The 17,589-nt window shown below is 61.9% G+C and carries 5 protein-coding genes; 2 read left to right on the top strand and 3 right to left on the bottom strand.

The window, feature by feature from the left end; genetic code table 11:
• The first annotated feature begins 25 nt into the window (after positions 1-25).
• Positions 26-13,024: a non-ribosomal peptide synthetase gene (locus AC3IUF_RS20755; RefSeq protein WP_489279181.1), complete on the top strand. Its 12,999-nt coding sequence runs from the start codon at positions 26-28 to the stop codon at positions 13,022-13,024.
• A 229-nt stretch (positions 13,025-13,253) separates the two neighbouring features.
• Entirely contained in the window at positions 13,254-14,066 is an 813-nt protein-coding gene (locus tag AC3IUF_RS20750; protein ID WP_007908698.1) for an alpha/beta fold hydrolase, read from the top strand.
• 81 nt (positions 14,067-14,147) lie between these two features.
• Here AC3IUF_RS20750 and dsbG read toward each other — a convergent pair whose 3' ends face one another.
• Genes dsbG through dsbD form a run of 3 tightly spaced genes read right to left on the bottom strand, consistent with a single transcriptional unit; the run spans position 14,148 to position 17,508 of the window.
• Positions 14,148-14,918 (bottom strand): thiol:disulfide interchange protein DsbG, encoded by a 771-nt coding sequence (dsbG, locus tag AC3IUF_RS20745; protein WP_489279180.1) that lies wholly within the window; start codon positions 14,916-14,918, stop codon positions 14,148-14,150.
• Positions 14,894-15,775, bottom strand: coding sequence for a TlpA disulfide reductase family protein (locus AC3IUF_RS20740; protein WP_007908704.1), 882 nt, complete (start codon positions 15,773-15,775; stop codon positions 14,894-14,896). Before AC3IUF_RS20740 ends, dsbG begins: the two co-directional genes overlap by 25 nt.
• The gene (gene dsbD / locus AC3IUF_RS20735; RefSeq protein ID WP_489279178.1) at positions 15,775-17,508 is read right to left on the bottom strand and encodes a protein-disulfide reductase DsbD; all 1,734 of its coding nucleotides are present in this window, start codon (positions 17,506-17,508) and stop codon (positions 15,775-15,777) included. Before dsbD ends, AC3IUF_RS20740 begins: the two co-directional genes overlap by 1 nt.
• Between the last annotated feature and the right edge of the window lie 81 nt (positions 17,509-17,589).

Genomic DNA, 17,589 nt, shown 5'->3' with positions numbered 1-17,589 from the left:
AAGCCGAATTCAGGCAGGAAACCTCATGACCGACGCGTTCGAACTCCCCAGCACCCTGGTCCAAGCCCTTCAGCGCCGCGCGGCCCTGACGCCGGATCGACTGGCCTTGCGTTTTCTTGCCGAAAGCGAAGAGCAGGCTGTGGTACTCAGTTATCGCGAACTGGATGAGCGCGCGCGAACTATTGCGGCCGCATTGCAGGTCGAAGCCGAATTCGGCGACCGCGCGGTGCTGTTGTTTCCCAGCGGCCCGGATTACGTCGCGGCCTTCTTTGGATGCTTGTACGCCGGCGTGATCGCGGTGCCGGCTTATCCGCCGGAATCTGCGCGGCGTCATCACCAGGAGCGGTTGCTGTCGATCATTGCCGACGCCGAACCGCGTCTGCTACTGACCAGCGCCGACTTGCGCGACGCCTTGCAGCAGATCGAAGGCGCGCCGCCGTTGCTGTGTGTCGACACTCTCGACCGCACGCAGGCCGAAAGCTGGGTTGAACCGAGCTTGCCGCAAGACCATATCGCTTTCCTGCAATACACCTCCGGCTCCACCGCGTTGCCCAAAGGTGTGCAGGTCAGCCACGGCAATCTGGTCGCCAATGAACTGTTGATCCGTCACGGTTTCGGCATCGATGTAAATCCGGACGACGTGATCGTCAGCTGGCTGCCGCTGTATCACGACATGGGTCTGATCGGCGGTCTGTTGCAGCCGATTTTCAGCGGCGTACCGTGCATCCTGATGTCGCCAGCGTACTTCCTCGGCCGGCCTTTGCGCTGGCTGGAAGCGATCAGCCAATACGGCGGCACCATCAGCGGCGGGCCCGACTTCGCCTATCGCCTGTGCAGCGAGCGGGTCAGCGAATCGGCACTCGAACGCCTCGACCTGAGCCGCTGGCGCGTGGCCTATTCCGGCTCCGAGCCGATCCGTCTCGACACCCTCGAGCGCTTCGCCGAGAAGTTCACTGCGTGCGGCTTCAGCGCAGACAGTTTCATGGCCTCGTACGGTCTGGCCGAAGCGACGCTATTCGTCGCCGGCACCCCGCGCGGCACCGGCATCCCGGCACTGCGCGTGGACGATCAGGCGCTGGCGCAAAACCGTGCGGAGCCGGGTGAGGGCAGCCCGATCATGAGCTGCGGCATCAGCCAGCCGGAACACGCCGTGCTGATCGTCGAACCCAATACCCTCGAAGCGCTGGCCGACAATGCTGTCGGCGAAGTCTGGGCTACGGGTCCGAGCATCGCCCTCGGCTATTGGCGCAACCCGGAAGCCAGCGCCAAGACGTTTGTCCAGCATGCCGGCCGCACCTGGCTGCGCACCGGTGACCTGGGCTTCGTCCGCAACGGCGAACTGTTCATCACCGGGCGCCTGAAAGACATGCTCATCGTGCGCGGCCACAACCTCTATCCGCAGGACATCGAGAAGACCGTCGAGAACGAAGTGGAAGTGGTGCGCAAGGGCCGCGTCGCTGCATTCGCGATCAATCAGAATGGCGAAGAAGGCATCGGCATCGCCGCGGAAATCAGCCGCAGCGTGCAAAAAATCCTGCCGCCGGAAGCCTTGATCAAAGCGATCCGCCAAGCGGTAGCCGAGGCGTATCAGGAGGCACCAAGCGTTGTTGTACTGCTCAATCCAGGCGCCTTGCCGAAAACCTCCAGCGGCAAATTACAGCGTTCGGCGTGCCGCAATCGTCTGGCCGATGGCAGCCTCGACAGCTACGCGGTGTTCCCGTCGACCACAGCCGAAACCGCAGAGTCGGCCACCAGCGCCTCCGAACTCGAAGCGTTGATCGGCAACATCTGGGCCGAACAACTCAACGTCAAACAGGTCAACGCCGACGATCACTTCTTCCTGCTCGGCGGCAACTCGATCGCCGCCACGCAAGTGATCGCCCGGGTTCGCGAAGAACTCAGCCTTGAGCTGAGCCTGCGTCTGCTCTTCGAAGCCCCGACACTGTCGGCATTCGCTGCTGCCGTGGCGCAACAGCAACAGGACGGCGGCAGCGCCCAAGGCGCAATCATTGCGTTGTCGCGCTCCGAGCCAATGCCACAATCGCTGGCGCAAAACCGTCTGTGGATCACCTGGCAACTCGACCCGCAGAGCAGCGCCTACAACATTCCCGGTGCCCTGCGTTTACGCGGCGAACTGGACGAAGACGCCTTGCGCGCCAGCTTCCAGCAATTGATCGAGCGCCACGAATCCCTGCGCACACGCTTCTTCGAACGCGACGGCGTGGCCCTGCAACAAGTCGCTGCCGCCGCCGAATTCAATCTGCAACTGATCGACATCAGCGACCTGCCGGCCCATGAGCGCGAGGCCCGTGCGCAACAAATCCGCGAAGATGAAGCGCGCACCCGGTTCGACCTGGAGAAAGGCCCGCTGCTGTGGGTGACGCTGGTGCGTCTCGACGACGAAGATCACCAACTGCTGGTGACGCTGCACCACATCATCGCCGACGGCTGGTCGCTGAACGTATTGATCGACGAATTTTCGCGCCTGTACGCCGCCGCTTCGCAGGGCGCGACCGCGACCCTTGCGCCGCTGCCAACCCAGTACGCCGACTACGGCAGTTGGCAGCGCCAATGGCTGGCGCAGGGCGAGGGCGAGCGGCAACTGGCGTACTGGAAAACGCAGTTGGGTGACGAACATCCGACCCTGGAACTGGCCACTGATCATCCGCGCTCGACCCAACAAAACCACAGTGCCGCGCGCCACACCGTGCGTTTGGGCGCGCACCTCAGCGAGGCGATCCGCAACACCGCGCAAGCGCAACAAGCGACGCCGTTCATGCTGCTGCTCTCGGCATTCCAGAGCCTGCTGCATCGCTACAGCGGTCAGCGCGACATTCGCATCGGCGTACCCAACGCCAACCGTCCGCGCCTGGAAACCCAAGGCTTGATCGGTTTCTTCATCAACACCCAAGTGCTGCGTGCGCAAATCGATTCGCGCCTGTCGTTTGTCGAGCTGCTGGCCCAGACCCGTCAAGCCGCACTCGGTGCGCAAGCGAATCAGGATCTGCCCTTCGAACAACTGCTCGAAGCCTTCCCGCAAGCCCGTGAACAAGGCTTGTTCCAGGTCATGTTCAACCATCAGCAACGCGACCTGAGCGCACTCAAGCGTCTGCCGGGTCTGCTCGCCGAAGAACTGCCGTGGCACAGCCGCGAAGCCAAGTTCGACCTGCAACTGCACAGCGAAGAAGACCGTAACGGTCGCCTGACGCTGTCGTTCGACTACGCCAGTGAACTGTTCGATTCGGCCACCATCGAGCGTCTGGCCGAACACTTCAGCAACCTGTTGCGCGAAGTCTGCGAACGTCCGGAGCAAGCCATCGGCGACCTGCAATTGCTCTCCGGCGGCGAACACGATAAGCAAAAAAACTGGGGCGTCGCACCGTGCACCCCGGCGCAACAATGGCTGCCGGAACTGCTCAACGAACAGGCGCGTCAGACCCCGGAACGCACCGCGCTGGTGTGGGACGGTGGCAGCCTCGACTTCGCCGAAGTGCACACGCAGGCCAACCGCCTCGCCCATTACCTGCGCGACAAAGGCGTCGGCCCGGACGTTTGCGTGGCCATCGCCGCCGAGCGTTCGCCACAACTGTTGATCGGCCTGCTGGCGATCATCAAGGCCGGTGGCGCCTATGTGCCGCTGGACCCGGATTATCCGGCTGATCGTCTCGCCTACATGCTCAGCGACAGCGGCGTCGAATTGCTGCTGACCCAAACCGAATTGCTCGAGCGTTTGCCGGCCAGCGACGGCGTCAGCGTGATCGCCATGGATGCGTTGCACCTGGAAAACTGGCCGAGCCAGGCGCCAGGTCTGCACCTGCACGGCGACAACCTCGCCTACGTGATCTACACCTCGGGTTCCACCGGCCAACCGAAAGGCGTCGGCAATACCCACGCAGCACTGGCCGAGCGCCTGCAATGGATGCAGAACGCTTACGCGCTCGATGAAACGGATGTGCTGATGCAAAAAGCGCCGATCAGTTTCGACGTGTCGGTGTGGGAATGCTTCTGGCCGCTGATCACTGGCGCGCGTCTGCTGATCGCCGGCGCCGGTGAACACCGCGATCCGCATCGCATTGCGCAGCTTGTTCAGGCCTATGGCGTGACCACGCTGCACTTTGTGCCGCCACTGCTCTCGCTGTTCATCGACGAACCGCTGAGCGCCGAATGCACCAGCCTGCGCCGGGTATTCTCCGGTGGTGAAGCGCTGCCCGCCGAACTGCGCAACCGCGTGTTGGCGCAACTGCCGGCGGTGCAATTGCACAACCGTTACGGCCCGACCGAAACCGCAATCAACGTCACCCACTGGCATTGCACCCCTGCCGATGGCGAACGTTCGCCGATCGGTCGTCCGTTGGGCAACGTGATTTGCCGCGTGCTCGACGCCGATCTCAATCCGGTGCCGGCCGGCGTGCCGGGTGAGCTGTGCATCAGCGGTATCGGTCTGGCTCGCGGTTACCTTGGCCGTCCATCGTTGACCGCGGAACGTTTTGTGGTCGATCCGCTGGGCGAGCAGGGCGCACGTTTGTACCGCACCGGTGACCGTGCGCGCTGGACGTCCGACGGCGTCATCGAATACCTCGGCCGTCTCGACCAGCAAGTCAAACTGCGTGGTTTCCGCGTCGAACCGGAAGAAATCGAAGCGCGTCTGCTTGCCCAGAATGGCGTCGCCCAAGCCGTGGTGCTGGTGCGCGAAACCGCTGCCGGCGCGCAGCTGATCGGTTACTTCACCGCGACCGATGCCAGTGAACATCCTGACGAGCAAAGCGCTCGCCTGAAAACCGCTCTGGCCGCCGAGCTGCCGGAATACATGGTCCCGGCACAACTGATGCGTCTGGACGCAATGCCCCTGAGCCCGAGCGGCAAACTCGACCGCCGTGCCTTGCCCGAGCCGCAATGGCAAGTACGTGAACACGTCGAGCCGGTGACTGCACTGCAACAGCAGATCGCCGCGATCTGGCGCGAAGTGCTCGGTCTGGCGCAAGTCGGCCTGTGCGACGATTTCTTCGCCCTCGGCGGTCACTCGCTGCTGGCCACGCAAATCATCTCGCGCACCCGTCAGGCCTGCGACGTCGAACTGCCGTTGCGCGCCTTGTTCGAGCACAGCGAGCTGGCTGATTTCGCCGAGCAGATCCGCCTGATCCAGGCCAGCGGCCGCACCAACAAACAGCCGTCGATCGACAAGGTCGATCGCAGCCAACCGGTGCCCTTGTCGTACTCGCAACAGCGCATGTGGTTCCTCTGGCAGATGGAGCCGGACAGCCCGGCGTACAACGTCGGCGGCATGGCGCGTCTGCGTGGCGTGTTGCATGTCGAGCGTTTCGAAGCCGCGTTGCAAGCGTTGATCCTGCGTCACGAAACCCTGCGCACCACCTTCCCGAGCGTCGACGGCGTCGCCCGCCAACAGGTGCATGCCGAAACCGGCGTACGCATGGGCTGGAAGGATTTCTCAAAACTTTCCGCCGACGTGCGCGAGCAAAAGGTTCAGCAATTCGCCGACGAAGAAGCGCATCTGCCGTTCGATCTGGAAAGCGGCCCGCTGCTGCGCGCCTGTCTGGTGAAAACCGCCGAGCAGGAGCATTACTTCGTTCTGACCCTGCACCACATCGTCACCGAAGGCTGGGCGATGGACATCTTCGCCCGTGAACTCAGCGCGCTGTACGAAGCGTTTGTCGATGACCGTGATTCGCCGCTTGAGCCGCTGCCCGTGCAGTACCTCGATTACAGCGTCTGGCAGCGCAACTGGCTGGAATCCGGCGAGCGTCAGCGCCAACTCGACTACTGGACCGCGCAACTCGGTCGTGAACATCCGCTGCTGGAACTGCCGGGTGACCGTCCGCGTCCGCCGGTACAAAGCCATCAGGGCGAACTGTTCCGTTTCGACCTCAGCGACGACCTCGCCGCGCGGGTTCGTGCGTTCAACGCGCAAAACGGTCTGACCCTGTTCATGACCATGACCGCCGCGCTCGCGACATTGCTTTACCGCTACAGCGGCCAGACCGATCTGCGCATCGGCGCGCCAGTGGCTAACCGTATTCGCCCAGAAAGCGAAGGGCTGATCGGTGCGTTCCTCAACACCCAGGTGCTGCGTTGTCAGCTCGACGGCATGATGTCGGTCGGCGAGTTGTTCGAGCAGGTGCGTCACACCGTGATCGAAGGCCAGTCGCATCAGGATCTGCCGTTCGATCATCTGGTCGAAGCGTTGCAGCCACCGCGCAGTGCCGCCTACAACCCGTTGTTCCAAGTAATGTGCAACGTGCAGCGCTGGGAATTCCAGCAGAGCCGCATGCTCGCCGGCATGACCGTCGAGTATTTGGCCAACGATGCGCGGGCGACCAAGTTCGACCTCAATCTGGAAGTCACCGACCTCGACCATCGCCTCGGTTGCTGCCTGACTTACAGCACCGATCTGTTCGACGAGCCGACCATCGCGCGCATGGCCAAGCATTGGCGCAATCTGCTCGAAGCGCTGATCGCCGATCCGCAACAGCGTCTCAGCGAATTGCCGCTGCTCGATGCGCCTGAGCAACAACACCTGCTCGACAGCCTCGGCGTCGAGCCGGGTGAGCATCGTCTCGATCAGTGCATTCATCACCTGTTCGCCGAACAGGCACTGGCGCGCAAAGACGCACCGGCCCTGACTTTCGCCGGGCAGACCCTGAGCTACGCCGAACTCGACGCCCGCGCCAATCGTCTGGCCTGGGCGCTGCGTGAGCGCGGCGTCGGCCCGCAAGTACGGGTGGGTCTGGCACTGGAGCGTTCGCTGGAAATGGTCATCGGCCTGCTGGCGATTCTCAAGGCTGGCGGCGCCTATGTGCCGCTGGACCCGGAATACCCGCTCGACCGTCTGCATTACATGATCGAAGACAGCCGCATCGGCCTGTTGCTCAGTGATCGCGCGATGTTCAAAGCCCTCGGCGATCTGCCGCCAAGCGTGGCGCGCTGGTGCCTGGAAGATGACAGCGCAGCACTCGCTGCTTATCCGGCCAGCGAGCTGCCGTTTATCAGCCTGCCGCAACATCAGGCCTACCTGATTTACACCTCGGGTTCGACTGGCAAACCGAAAGGCGTGGTGGTCTCCCACGGCGAAATCGCCATGCACTGCCAAGCCGTGATCGAGCGGTTTGGCATGCGCCCGGATGACTGCGAACTGCACTTCTATTCGATCAACTTCGATGCGGCGACCGAGCGTCTGTTGGTGCCGCTGCTCAGTGGCGCGCAGGTTGTATTGCGTGCACAAGGTCAGTGGGACGCGGAAGAAATCTGCGGTTTGATCCGCACGCATAAAATCAACGTGCTCGGTTTCACCCCGAGCTACGGTAGCCAGTTAGCGCAGTTCCTCTCGACGCAAAACGAAATCCTGCCGGTGCGGATGATCATCACCGGCGGTGAAGCATTGACCGGTGAACACCTGCAACGCATTCGTGCAGCGTTCAAACCGGCGATGTTCTTCAACGCCTACGGCCCGACGGAAACCGTGGTCATGCCACTGGCCAGTCTGGCGCCGGAGGTGCTGGAAGAGGGCGCCGGCAGTGTGCCGATCGGCAGCGTGATCGGTGCGCGCGTGGCGTACATTCTCGACGCCGATCTGGCGCTGGTGCCGCAAGGTGCGACCGGTGAATTGTTCGTCGGCGGCGCCGGTCTGGCGCAGGCCTATCACGACCGTCCGGGCATCACCGCCGAGCGTTTTGTTGCTGACCCGTTCGCCAGCGATGGCGGGCGCATGTACCGCACCGGCGACCTGGTGCGCCAGCGCGCCGATGGTTTGGTGGAGTACCTTGGGCGCATCGACCATCAGGTGAAAATCCGTGGTTTCCGTATCGAACTCGGCGAAATCGAAACCCGTCTGCTCGATCATGACTCGATTCGCGAAGCCGTGGTGTTGGCCCTGGATGCGCCGAGCGGCAAGCAACTGGTTGGCTATCTGGTCACCGAGATTGCCGAGCAAAACGAAACCAGACAGGCTGAACTGCGCGACGCGCTCAAGGCGCACCTCAAGGCACAACTGCCGGATTACATGGTGCCGACCCACCTGATTCTGCTGGCGAGCATGCCGCTGACCGCCAACGGTAAACTCGACCGCCGCGCCTTGCCGGCGCCGGATCCTGAGTTGAATCGTCAGGATTACGTTGCGCCAAGCAACGAACTGGAGCAGACCCTGGCGCAGGTCTGGTGCGAAGTGCTCAACGTCGAGCAGGTCGGTCTCAACGACAACTTCTTCGAATTGGGTGGCGACTCGATTCTGTCGATTCAAGTGGTCAGCCGTGCACGGCAGCAGGGCATTCATTTCAGCCCGCGTGATCTGTTCCAGCATCAGACTGTGCAGACTTTGGCCGCTGTGGCCAGCCGCACTGAACAGGTCACGGCTGAGCAAGGTCTGGTGTCGGGTGAATCGCGCCTGACGCCGATTCAGCACTGGTTCTTCGACACTGCAATCCCCGAGCGTCAGCACTGGAATCAGGCGTTGTTGCTGGAGCCGACCGTGACCCTCGAACCGCATCGTCTGGAGCAAGCGTTGCTGGCGGTGATCGAGCAACATGATGCCTTGCGCCTGCGCTTCACCGAGACCAACGGTCAATGGCAAGCGACGCACCAAGCCGTCTCCGAAGCGGCCGTGGTGTGGCAAGTGCGCGTCACCTCGATGGACAAGTGCGAAGCGCTGTTCGCTGATGCGCAACGCAGCCTTGATCTGCAAAATGGTCCGCTGGTTCGCGCCTTGCTGGTCGACGGCCCTGAAGGTCAACAACGCCTGTTTATCGCCATCCATCACTTGGTGGTCGACGGCGTGTCGTGGCGCGTATTGCTCGACGATGTGCAAACCGTTTACCGCCAACTCGATGCCGACCAAGCGGTGAAACTGCCAGCGAAAACCAGTGCCTTCAAAGACTGGGCCGCGCGTTTGCAAGCCTATGCCGGCAGCGAATCCCTGCGCGAAGAACTCAACTGGTGGCAGACCCAACTGGCCGGTCCGAGCGCCGATTTGCCGTGCGAAAACCCGCAGGGCGGCCAGCAGAATCGTCACGCGCAAACCGTCAGCGTGCGCCTCGATGCCGAGCACACCAAACAGTTACTGCAACAGGCGCCAGCCGCCTATCGCACGCAAGTCAACGACTTGCTGCTGACCGCGCTGGCCCGTGTGCTCTGCCGCTGGAGCGGTCAACCGTCGGCACTGATTCAACTGGAGGGTCACGGCCGCGAAACCCTGTTCGACGAGATCGATCTGACCCGCACTGTCGGCTGGTTCACCAGCGCTTACCCACTGCGTCTGACCCCGCACAACATCGAAGAGGCTGCGGGGCAGGGCGCTTCGATCAAGGCGATCAAGGAGCAACTGCGCGCGGTGCCGCACAAGGGCCTGGGCTACGGCGTACTGCGTTATCTCGCCGATGATCTCAGCCAGCGCAGCATGGCCGCGTTGCCGAACGCGCCGGTCACCTTCAACTACCTCGGCCAGTTCGACCAGAGCTTCGGCAGCGATGCGCTGTTCCGTCCGCTGGATGAAGCGGTCGGTGCCGCCCACGATCCGCAGGCGCCATTGCCGAACGAGCTGAGTATTGACAGCCAGGTTTACGGCGGTGAATTGCTGCTGCGCTGGACCTTCAGCGCCGAGCGTTACGACGCGCAAACCATCAACGATCTGGCCGACGCTTACCTCGGTGATCTGCAAAGCCTGATCGCCCATTGCCTGCAAGACGAGGCCGGCGGCCTGACGCCGTCGGATTTCCCGTTGGCCAAGCTGACTCAGGCGCAACTGGATGCCTTGCCGGTACCGGCCGCGCACATCGAAGACGTTTATCCGCTGACGCCGATGCAGGAAGGCATGTTGCTGCATACCTTGCTCGAACCGGGCACCGGTCTGTACTACATGCAGGATCGCTACCGCATCAACAGCGAACTCGACCCGGAGCGTTTCGCCCAGGCGTGGCAAGCGGTGATCGCCCGTCACGAAGCGCTGCGTGCGTCGTTCTGCTGGAATGTCGGCGAAGACATGCTGCAAGTGATTCACACACCGGGTCGCACGCCGATCGAGTATCTGGACTGGAGTGCCATCGCTGAAACCGAGCAGGAACCGAAGCTGCAAGCGCTGCTGAAAAGCGAGCGCGAGGCCGGTTTCGATCTGCTCAATCAGGCGCCGTTCCACTTGCGCCTGATCAAGGTCGGCGCAGCGCGTTACTGGTTCATGATGAGCAACCACCACATTCTCATCGATGCATGGTGCCGCTCGTTGCTGATGAACGACTTCTTCGAGATTTACACCGCGTTGGGTGAGGGTCGTGAAGCGCAACTTGCCGTGCCGCCGCGTTATCGCGATTACATCGGCTGGCTGCAACGTCAGAGCCTGGCCGAAGCGCGGCAGTGGTGGCAGCACAATCTGCAAGGGTTCGAACGCACCACACCGATCCCGAGCGACCGTCCGTTCCTGCGCGAACACGCCGGTGAAAGCGGCGGCATGGTCGTTGGCGACCGCTACACCCGCCTCAATGTCGAGGACGGTGCGCGTCTGCGTGAACTGGCGCAGGCGCATCAATTGACCATCAACACTTTCGCTCAAGCCGCGTGGGCCTTGGTGCTGCGCCGCATGAGCGGTGATCGTGACGTGCTCTTCGGCGTCACCGTGGCCGGGCGTCCGGTGGAAATGCCGGAGATGCAGCGTACCGTCGGCCTGTTCATCAACAGTATCGCGCTGCGGGTGAAAATGCCTGAGGACGATCAGCGCAGCAGCGTGCGTGAGTGGCTCAGCGCTTTGCTCGACAGCAACATGCAACTGCGTGAGTACGAATACCTGCCGTTGGTGAACATCCAGGAACAAAGCGAATTGCCGAAAGGCCAGCCGCTGTTTGACAGCCTGTTTGTCTTCGAAAACGCCCCGGTGGAAGTGTCGGTACTTGATCGCGCGCAGAGCCTGAATGCGACCTCGGACTCCGGCCGTACGCACACTAACTTCCCGCTGACGGCGGTGTGCTACCCGGGCGATGACCTCGGTCTGCACCTGTCGTATGACCAGCGTTACTTTGACGAATCGACCATCGAGCGCATGCTCGGCGAGTTCAAGCGTTTGCTGCTGGCGCTGGTCGATGGCTTCCATGGCGATATGGCCGACCTGCCGCTGCTAGGCAGTGAGGAAGAGGAGTTTCTGCTGCACGGTTGCAACCAGAGTGCCCACGATTATCCGCTGGAGCAGAGCTACGTTGCGCTGTTCGAAGCGCAGGTCGCCGCGCATCCGCAGCGCATTGCAGCCACGTGCCTTGATCAGCAGCAGAGTTATGAGGAACTGAATTACAACGCCAACCGTCTCGGCCATGCACTGGTCGCGGCCGGGGTGCAGATGGATCAACCGGTGGCCTTGCTCGCCGAACGTAATCTCGATCTGCTCGGCATGATCATCGGCAGCTTCAAGGCTGGCGCGGGTTATCTGCCGCTGGATCCGGGCCTGCCGAGCCAGCGTCTGCAACGCATCATCGAGCTGAGCCGCACGCCGGTGCTGGTCTGCTCTAAAGCATGCTTTGAACAGGCGCAGACTTTGCTGGATGAATTCAGCTGCGCCAATCGACCGCGCTTGCTGGTGTGGGAAGAGCTTCAGGCAGCGGCAACATCGGCGCACAACCCGGAGATTTACAGCGGCCCGGACAACCTCGCTTACGTGATCTACACCTCGGGTTCGACCGGCCTGCCGAAAGGCGTGATGGTCGAGCAGCGCGGTATGCTCAACAACCAGTTGAGCAAGGTGCCGTACTTGAATCTGAGCGACGTCGATGTGATTGCACAGACCGCGTCGCAAAGCTTCGATATTTCGGTCTGGCAGTTCCTCGCCGCGCCGTTGTTCGGCGCACGGGTGGACATCGTGCCGAACACCATCGCCCACGATCCGCAAGGTTTGCTGGTGCACGTGCAAGCGCAGGGCATCACCGTACTGGAGAGCGTGCCGTCGCTGATTCAGGGGATGCTCGCCTCGGATCGCCTGAGCCTGGATGGCTTGCGCTGGATGCTGCCGACCGGTGAAGCAATGCCGCCGGAGCTGGCGCACCAATGGCTGCTGCGTTACCCGGACATCGGTCTGGTCAACGCTTACGGCCCGGCGGAATGCTCGGATGACGTGGCGTTTTTCCGTGTCGACATGGCCTCGACGCGCGGCAGTTACTTGCCGATCGGTACGCCGACCGACAACAACTTGCTCTATCTGGTCGACGGCGCGCTGGAGCTGGTGCCGCTGGGCGCGGTGGGTGAGTTGTGCGTGGCAGGCACGGGCGTCGGTCGCGGTTATGTCAGCGACCCGTTGCGCACCGCACCGGTGTTTGTGCCGAACCCGTTCGGCGCGCCGGGCGAACGTCTGTATCGCACCGGTGACCTGGCGCGGCGTCGCAGTGACGGTGTGCTGGAGTACGTTGGCCGCGTTGACCATCAGGTGAAGATTCGCGGTTACCGCATCGAGCTGGGTGAGATCGAGGCGCGTCTGCATGAGCAACCGGAAGTGCGCGATGGCGCAGTCGGTGTGCAGGAAGGCGTCAACGGCAAGCACTTGGTCGGCTATCTGGTGGCGGCCGATTCGGCACTCAATCCGAGTGAACGCCTGGAGCGGATCAAACAGCGCCTGCGCGCCGAGTTGCCTGAATACATGGTGCCGCTGCACTGGTTGTGGCTCGATCAGCTGCCGCTCAATGCCAACGGCAAACTCGACCGCAAAGCCTTGCCGGCGCTGGAGATCGGCCAGTTGCAGAGTCAGGATTACCTGGCCCCGCGCAATGATCTTGAGCAGACGCTGGCGGACATTTGGGCCGAGGTGTTGAAGGTCGAGCAGGTCGGTGTGCGCGACAACTTCTTCGAGCTGGGCGGGCATTCGTTGCTGGCCACGCAGATCGCCTCGCGGGTGCAGAAAACCCTGCAGCGCGATGTGCCGTTGCGGGCGATGTTCGAGTGCAGCACGGTGGAGGAGCTGGCCGAGTACATTGATGGACTGGCGGCGAGTGATATCACCGAGGAGAAGGTCGATCGGTTGAATGATCTGATGGCGGAGCTGGAGGGCCTTTGATTTTCTAGTGCCTGTAGTGGCCTTATCGCTGGCAAGCCAGCTCCCACAGTAATCGAGTGTAGCCACAGATTTTGTGTTCACTCTGGAACCTGTGGGAGCTGGCTTGCCAGCGATGGCGTCAGCGCGTTCAACACAATTAAACCAGTACAAACGCGTACATTTTCAGGGTTGACGACAAGGAACCGGCAGCTCAGTCTGCCGGTTCTCTTTTTTGTCGCGGGGGTGGTCGATGCCTTTTTTCACGGTGGACGGACAAGCGCTGCATTACATTGATCAAGGCACAGGCCCGGCGGTATTGCTGGCCGGCAGCTACCTGTGGGATCAGGCCATGTGGGCACCGCAGATCGCTGCGTTATCGCCGCACTATCGGGTGATCGCACTGGACTTGTGGGGCCACGGTGAGTCGGGACGGTTGCCTGAAGGCACCACATCACTGGACGACATTGCTCGTCAGGCGCGGTCCCTGATCGATCATCTTGATATCGATCAGGTCACTCTTGTCGGGCTGTCGGTCGGTGGCATGTGGGGCGTACGTCTGGCGTTGTTGGCCCCGCAACGGATCAACGGTCTGGTGCTGATGGACACCTACGTCGGCGTCGAGCCGGAACCGACTCGTCAGTACTACTTCTCGCTGTTCAAGCAGATTGAAGAAACCGGCGAAATCTCCGAGCAGTTACTGGATATCGTCGTGCCGATCTTCTTCCGTCCGGGTATCGATCCGCAGTCGGCGCTGTATCAGGATTTTCGCGCGAAACTGGCGGCGTACTCCTCGGATCGACTGCGCGAAAGCATCGTACCGATGGGGCGTATCACCTTTGGCCGGGATGATTTGTTGCCACGACTGGGCGAATTGAATGCGGCCTCCACGCTGGTCATGTGCGGCGATCAGGACAAACCGCGACCACCGTCGGAAACAAAGGAAATGGCCGAGTTGATCGGTTGCCCGTGGGTGCTGGTGCCGGAGGCGGGGCATATCTCCAACCTGGAGAACCCGCAGTTTGTCACCGAGGTGTTGTTGGCTTTCCTGGCTGACCGCCGTTGAAAAGATCGCAGCCTGCGGCAGCTCCTACAGAAAACGCTTTCCATTTAGGAGCTGCCGCAGGCTGCGATCTTTTGATTTTGCTTATTTAGGCCCGAGAATCTTCACCAACTTGTCCGGCGAAGGCGCACCTTGCTGCTGTTGCAGCTCACCCTTGTCATCCCTATAGAAGATTGCCGGCGTCGCCTGCAAATCGAGGTCTTCCATCAACTGCATGTTCGCCGCCAATTTGCTCTGCACGGCCGCTGGAATATCTTTCAGCGCTTTTAGCGAACTGCCCTTGCCAGCCTTTTCGTGATCTTCCAGCGCCTTGACCGGATCCTTCGCGGCCAGCAGCGCCGCCGATTTACCCGGGCTGTCCTCGCGAATGATGCCGACCATGATGTGCCGCAACTGCACCTTGCCAGCCTTGACCCACGGCCGCGCCTGTTCCCAGAACATGTTGCAGTAAGGACAGTTCGGATCGCTGAACAGGTACACGGTGCGCGGTGCATCCTTGTTGCCGTCCTGAATCCAGTTGCTCGCGTCAAACTTGGCCCAGACTTCCTTGGCCATTGGCGCGTAGACCAGTTTTTGCAGCGGCTCGCTGCTCAGGTCCTTACCGTCGGCGTCGTACAGATTACCGAGCAAAACGTGTTTGCCATCCGGAGTCAGGTACAGGGCCATGCCACGGTTCTGATATTGCGCCGCATAACCGCGCAGACCGTCGGGCGCATCGAACTGGCCGACGATTTTCGCGCCTTTGGCTTCGATCTGTTTGATCGCCGCAGGCAATTCTTCAGCGGCCTGCACCAACGGCAAGTGCAGCAGGGCGGTGCCCAGAGTCAGCGTCAGCAGGTGGCGGAGGCGGGGCATGGCAGTTTCCTTGCAGAGGTGGCCGGTGCAGTGGCCGGGTTCGAATTCGGGGTCGGGGTGTCGAAGTTTTCCAGGGCGCGCGCCAGGCTGGCGTTGGATAACTCGCCCAGGTGACTGCTCAGCAGCCGACCGTCAGGGCTATAGAACAGCGTAGTCGGCAAAGCCATGGAACCCACGGCCTGACCCAGGCGGCCGCTGCGGTCGAACAGCACGTTGTTGAGGCTCAGGCCCTGAGTTTCGAGAAACGTCGCCACGCTTTGCATGCTTTCGGCCTGATTGACGAACAGGAAGGTCAGGTCCGGGCGTTGTTGCTGGGCATTCTCCAGGACTGGCATTTCGCGCCGACACGGCGGACACCAGGTCGCCCACAGATTGATCACCAGCGGGCCGCCCTGATAATCGCTGAGCTGGATGGTTTCCCCGGCCGCGTTGCGCAGAGAGATGTCCGGCAGTCGGGTGCCTTGTTCATAGATGTTTAACGACAACGTCGCCAACAGCCAGAACGCCACACCGCTGGCCACGCCAAAGCCCAGTGGACGACGCAGCCCTGGACGCCGCCAGCCGCGATACAGCGCCGCCAGCAGCAACACAATCACACCCGGCCAGGCAAGGAAGCCACCGTCACGCAAATCGATGATCTGCCACGGGTCATTGCGATAGTGCGACCAGTACAGCAGCACAAAGGCAATCCGCGCCGCGAGCATGCCCAGCAGAAACAGGCTGAACAACGCCGACTCGGGGTTATCACCGCCACGCTTTGCCACCCGCCAGCCGACAAAGGTCGCCAGTGCCAGAGCACTGATCAGCAGCAGGTGATTAAGCGCGATGGCAAAAGTGCCGAGGGTGAAAGTCAGCATTAATTGGCGTCCCGGGTGGTGGCCCAGCGTTGCAGGAACGTCTCGGCATCGACTTCGCCGGTGATGCGCTGGCTGCGGCGTTCTTCGCCATCGGGGCCGATCCAGACGAAACTCGGTGGCCCCGGCACTTTGTAGCGGCTGAGCAGTTCGCGGCTGTCGGCATTGTCGGCGGTGACATCGAGCCTGAGCAGGCGCACGTCATTCAACGCCTGCATGACCTTGTCCTTGCCGAATACCTGTTTCTCCATGACTTTGCACGACACGCACCAGTCGGCGTAGTAATCGAGCAGCACCCACTGACCCTGAGCCTTGGCGGCATCGAGTTCGCGTTGCAGCGCAGCCGGCTCCTTGATCGTGGTGAACGCGTCATGAGTCGATGGCTGCGCTGCGCTGGCGCGGCCGGCGCTGTAGACCTGCAACGGCTGATACGGATCATCGCTGCCGCCTGCCGCGCCAATCACCAGCAGACTGCCCCACAGCCCGAGCAACAGCGAGCTGGCGCCGAACAGCTGGGCTACTCGGCCAAAACCTTCGGACTGTTTCCAGGCACAGAACGCAGCGATCAACAGTAGTGCACCGCACAGGCCCAGCCACAACGAAGCCTCCAGCACCGGACGCAACATCAACAGCGCCGTGGCGAGGAAGAGGAAACCGAACACGCCTTTGAGCAGGTTCATCCACGCGCCGGGTTTGGGCAGGAAGCGATTGCCCACGGTCACCAGCAACAACAACGGCACACCAATGCCGATACCCAGCGAGAACAGAATCAAGCCGCCGTGCAGTGCGTTGCCGCTCTGCGCGATGTACAGCAACGCACCGGCCAGCGGCGCGGTCATGCACGGGCCGACCAGCAGACCGGACAATGCACCGAGGACCCCGGCGCCAATCAGGCTGCCACCGCTGCGACTGCGCGAGGCGTGTTCCAGGCGATCACGCAGGGCCACCGGCAATTGCAGTTCAAAGAAGCCGAACATCGGCAGGGCCAGCACCACGAAGATCGCGGCGAACGTGCCGAGCAGCCACGGATTCTGCAACCATGCCTGCAGGTTTGCGCCGAGCAGCGCAGCGATCACGCCCATCGCCGCATAGACCAGCGCCATGCAGATCACATAACTGCCGGCCAGCGCGAAACCGCGACGCGGGGTGGCGCCACTGCCAACGACCATACCGGCCAGAATCGGCAGCATCGGTAACGTGCAAGGCGTAAACGCGAGCAACAGACCGAGACCAAAAAACACCAGTAAGCTCCAGCCCAGCGCGCGTTGTTGCAGGCTGCTGGCCAAGGCCTGATCCGGCGCTTCAGCGCTGGCGGCCACCGCCGCTTTGCCGCCCAGATCAATGACCCGGGTCTGCGGTGGATAGCACAGGCCGGCATCGGCACAGCCCTGATAGCTGACCTTGATCTGGCCTGTGGCTGTCGCCGGGATTTTCACTTCCAGCCCTTGGCGATAGACCGGTTGTTCCCCGAAAAACTCGTCGCTGTGGGACTCGCCTTCAGGCAGCGCGGGCTGTTGCTCTGCGCTCAACCCGTCGAATTTCAGGCGTTTCTGATACAGGTAATAACCGTCGGTGATTTGCCAGAACAGTTGGGTTTCACCGGATTCCAGGCGTTCGGAGGTGAGCACGAATGCCTGGTCGACCGGCAGAAATTCCGGTTTAGTCTCAAATGGATTGTTTCCAGCCTGGGCCAGGCTGGACATCAGCAGAGCAAACAATAGAAAAAAATGACGCATGGAGGAGCCTTGTCCCTGTGCAAGTGAGGCGCAGAATGGGCGGCGGCGATTAACCGATAATTAACCGTATCCTACAAGGCC

This window comes from Pseudomonas sp. KH_040 (genome assembly GCF_057839305.1).
The sequence above is the reverse complement of the archived record's forward strand: the minus strand, read 5'-3'. Positions and strand labels throughout refer to the sequence as shown.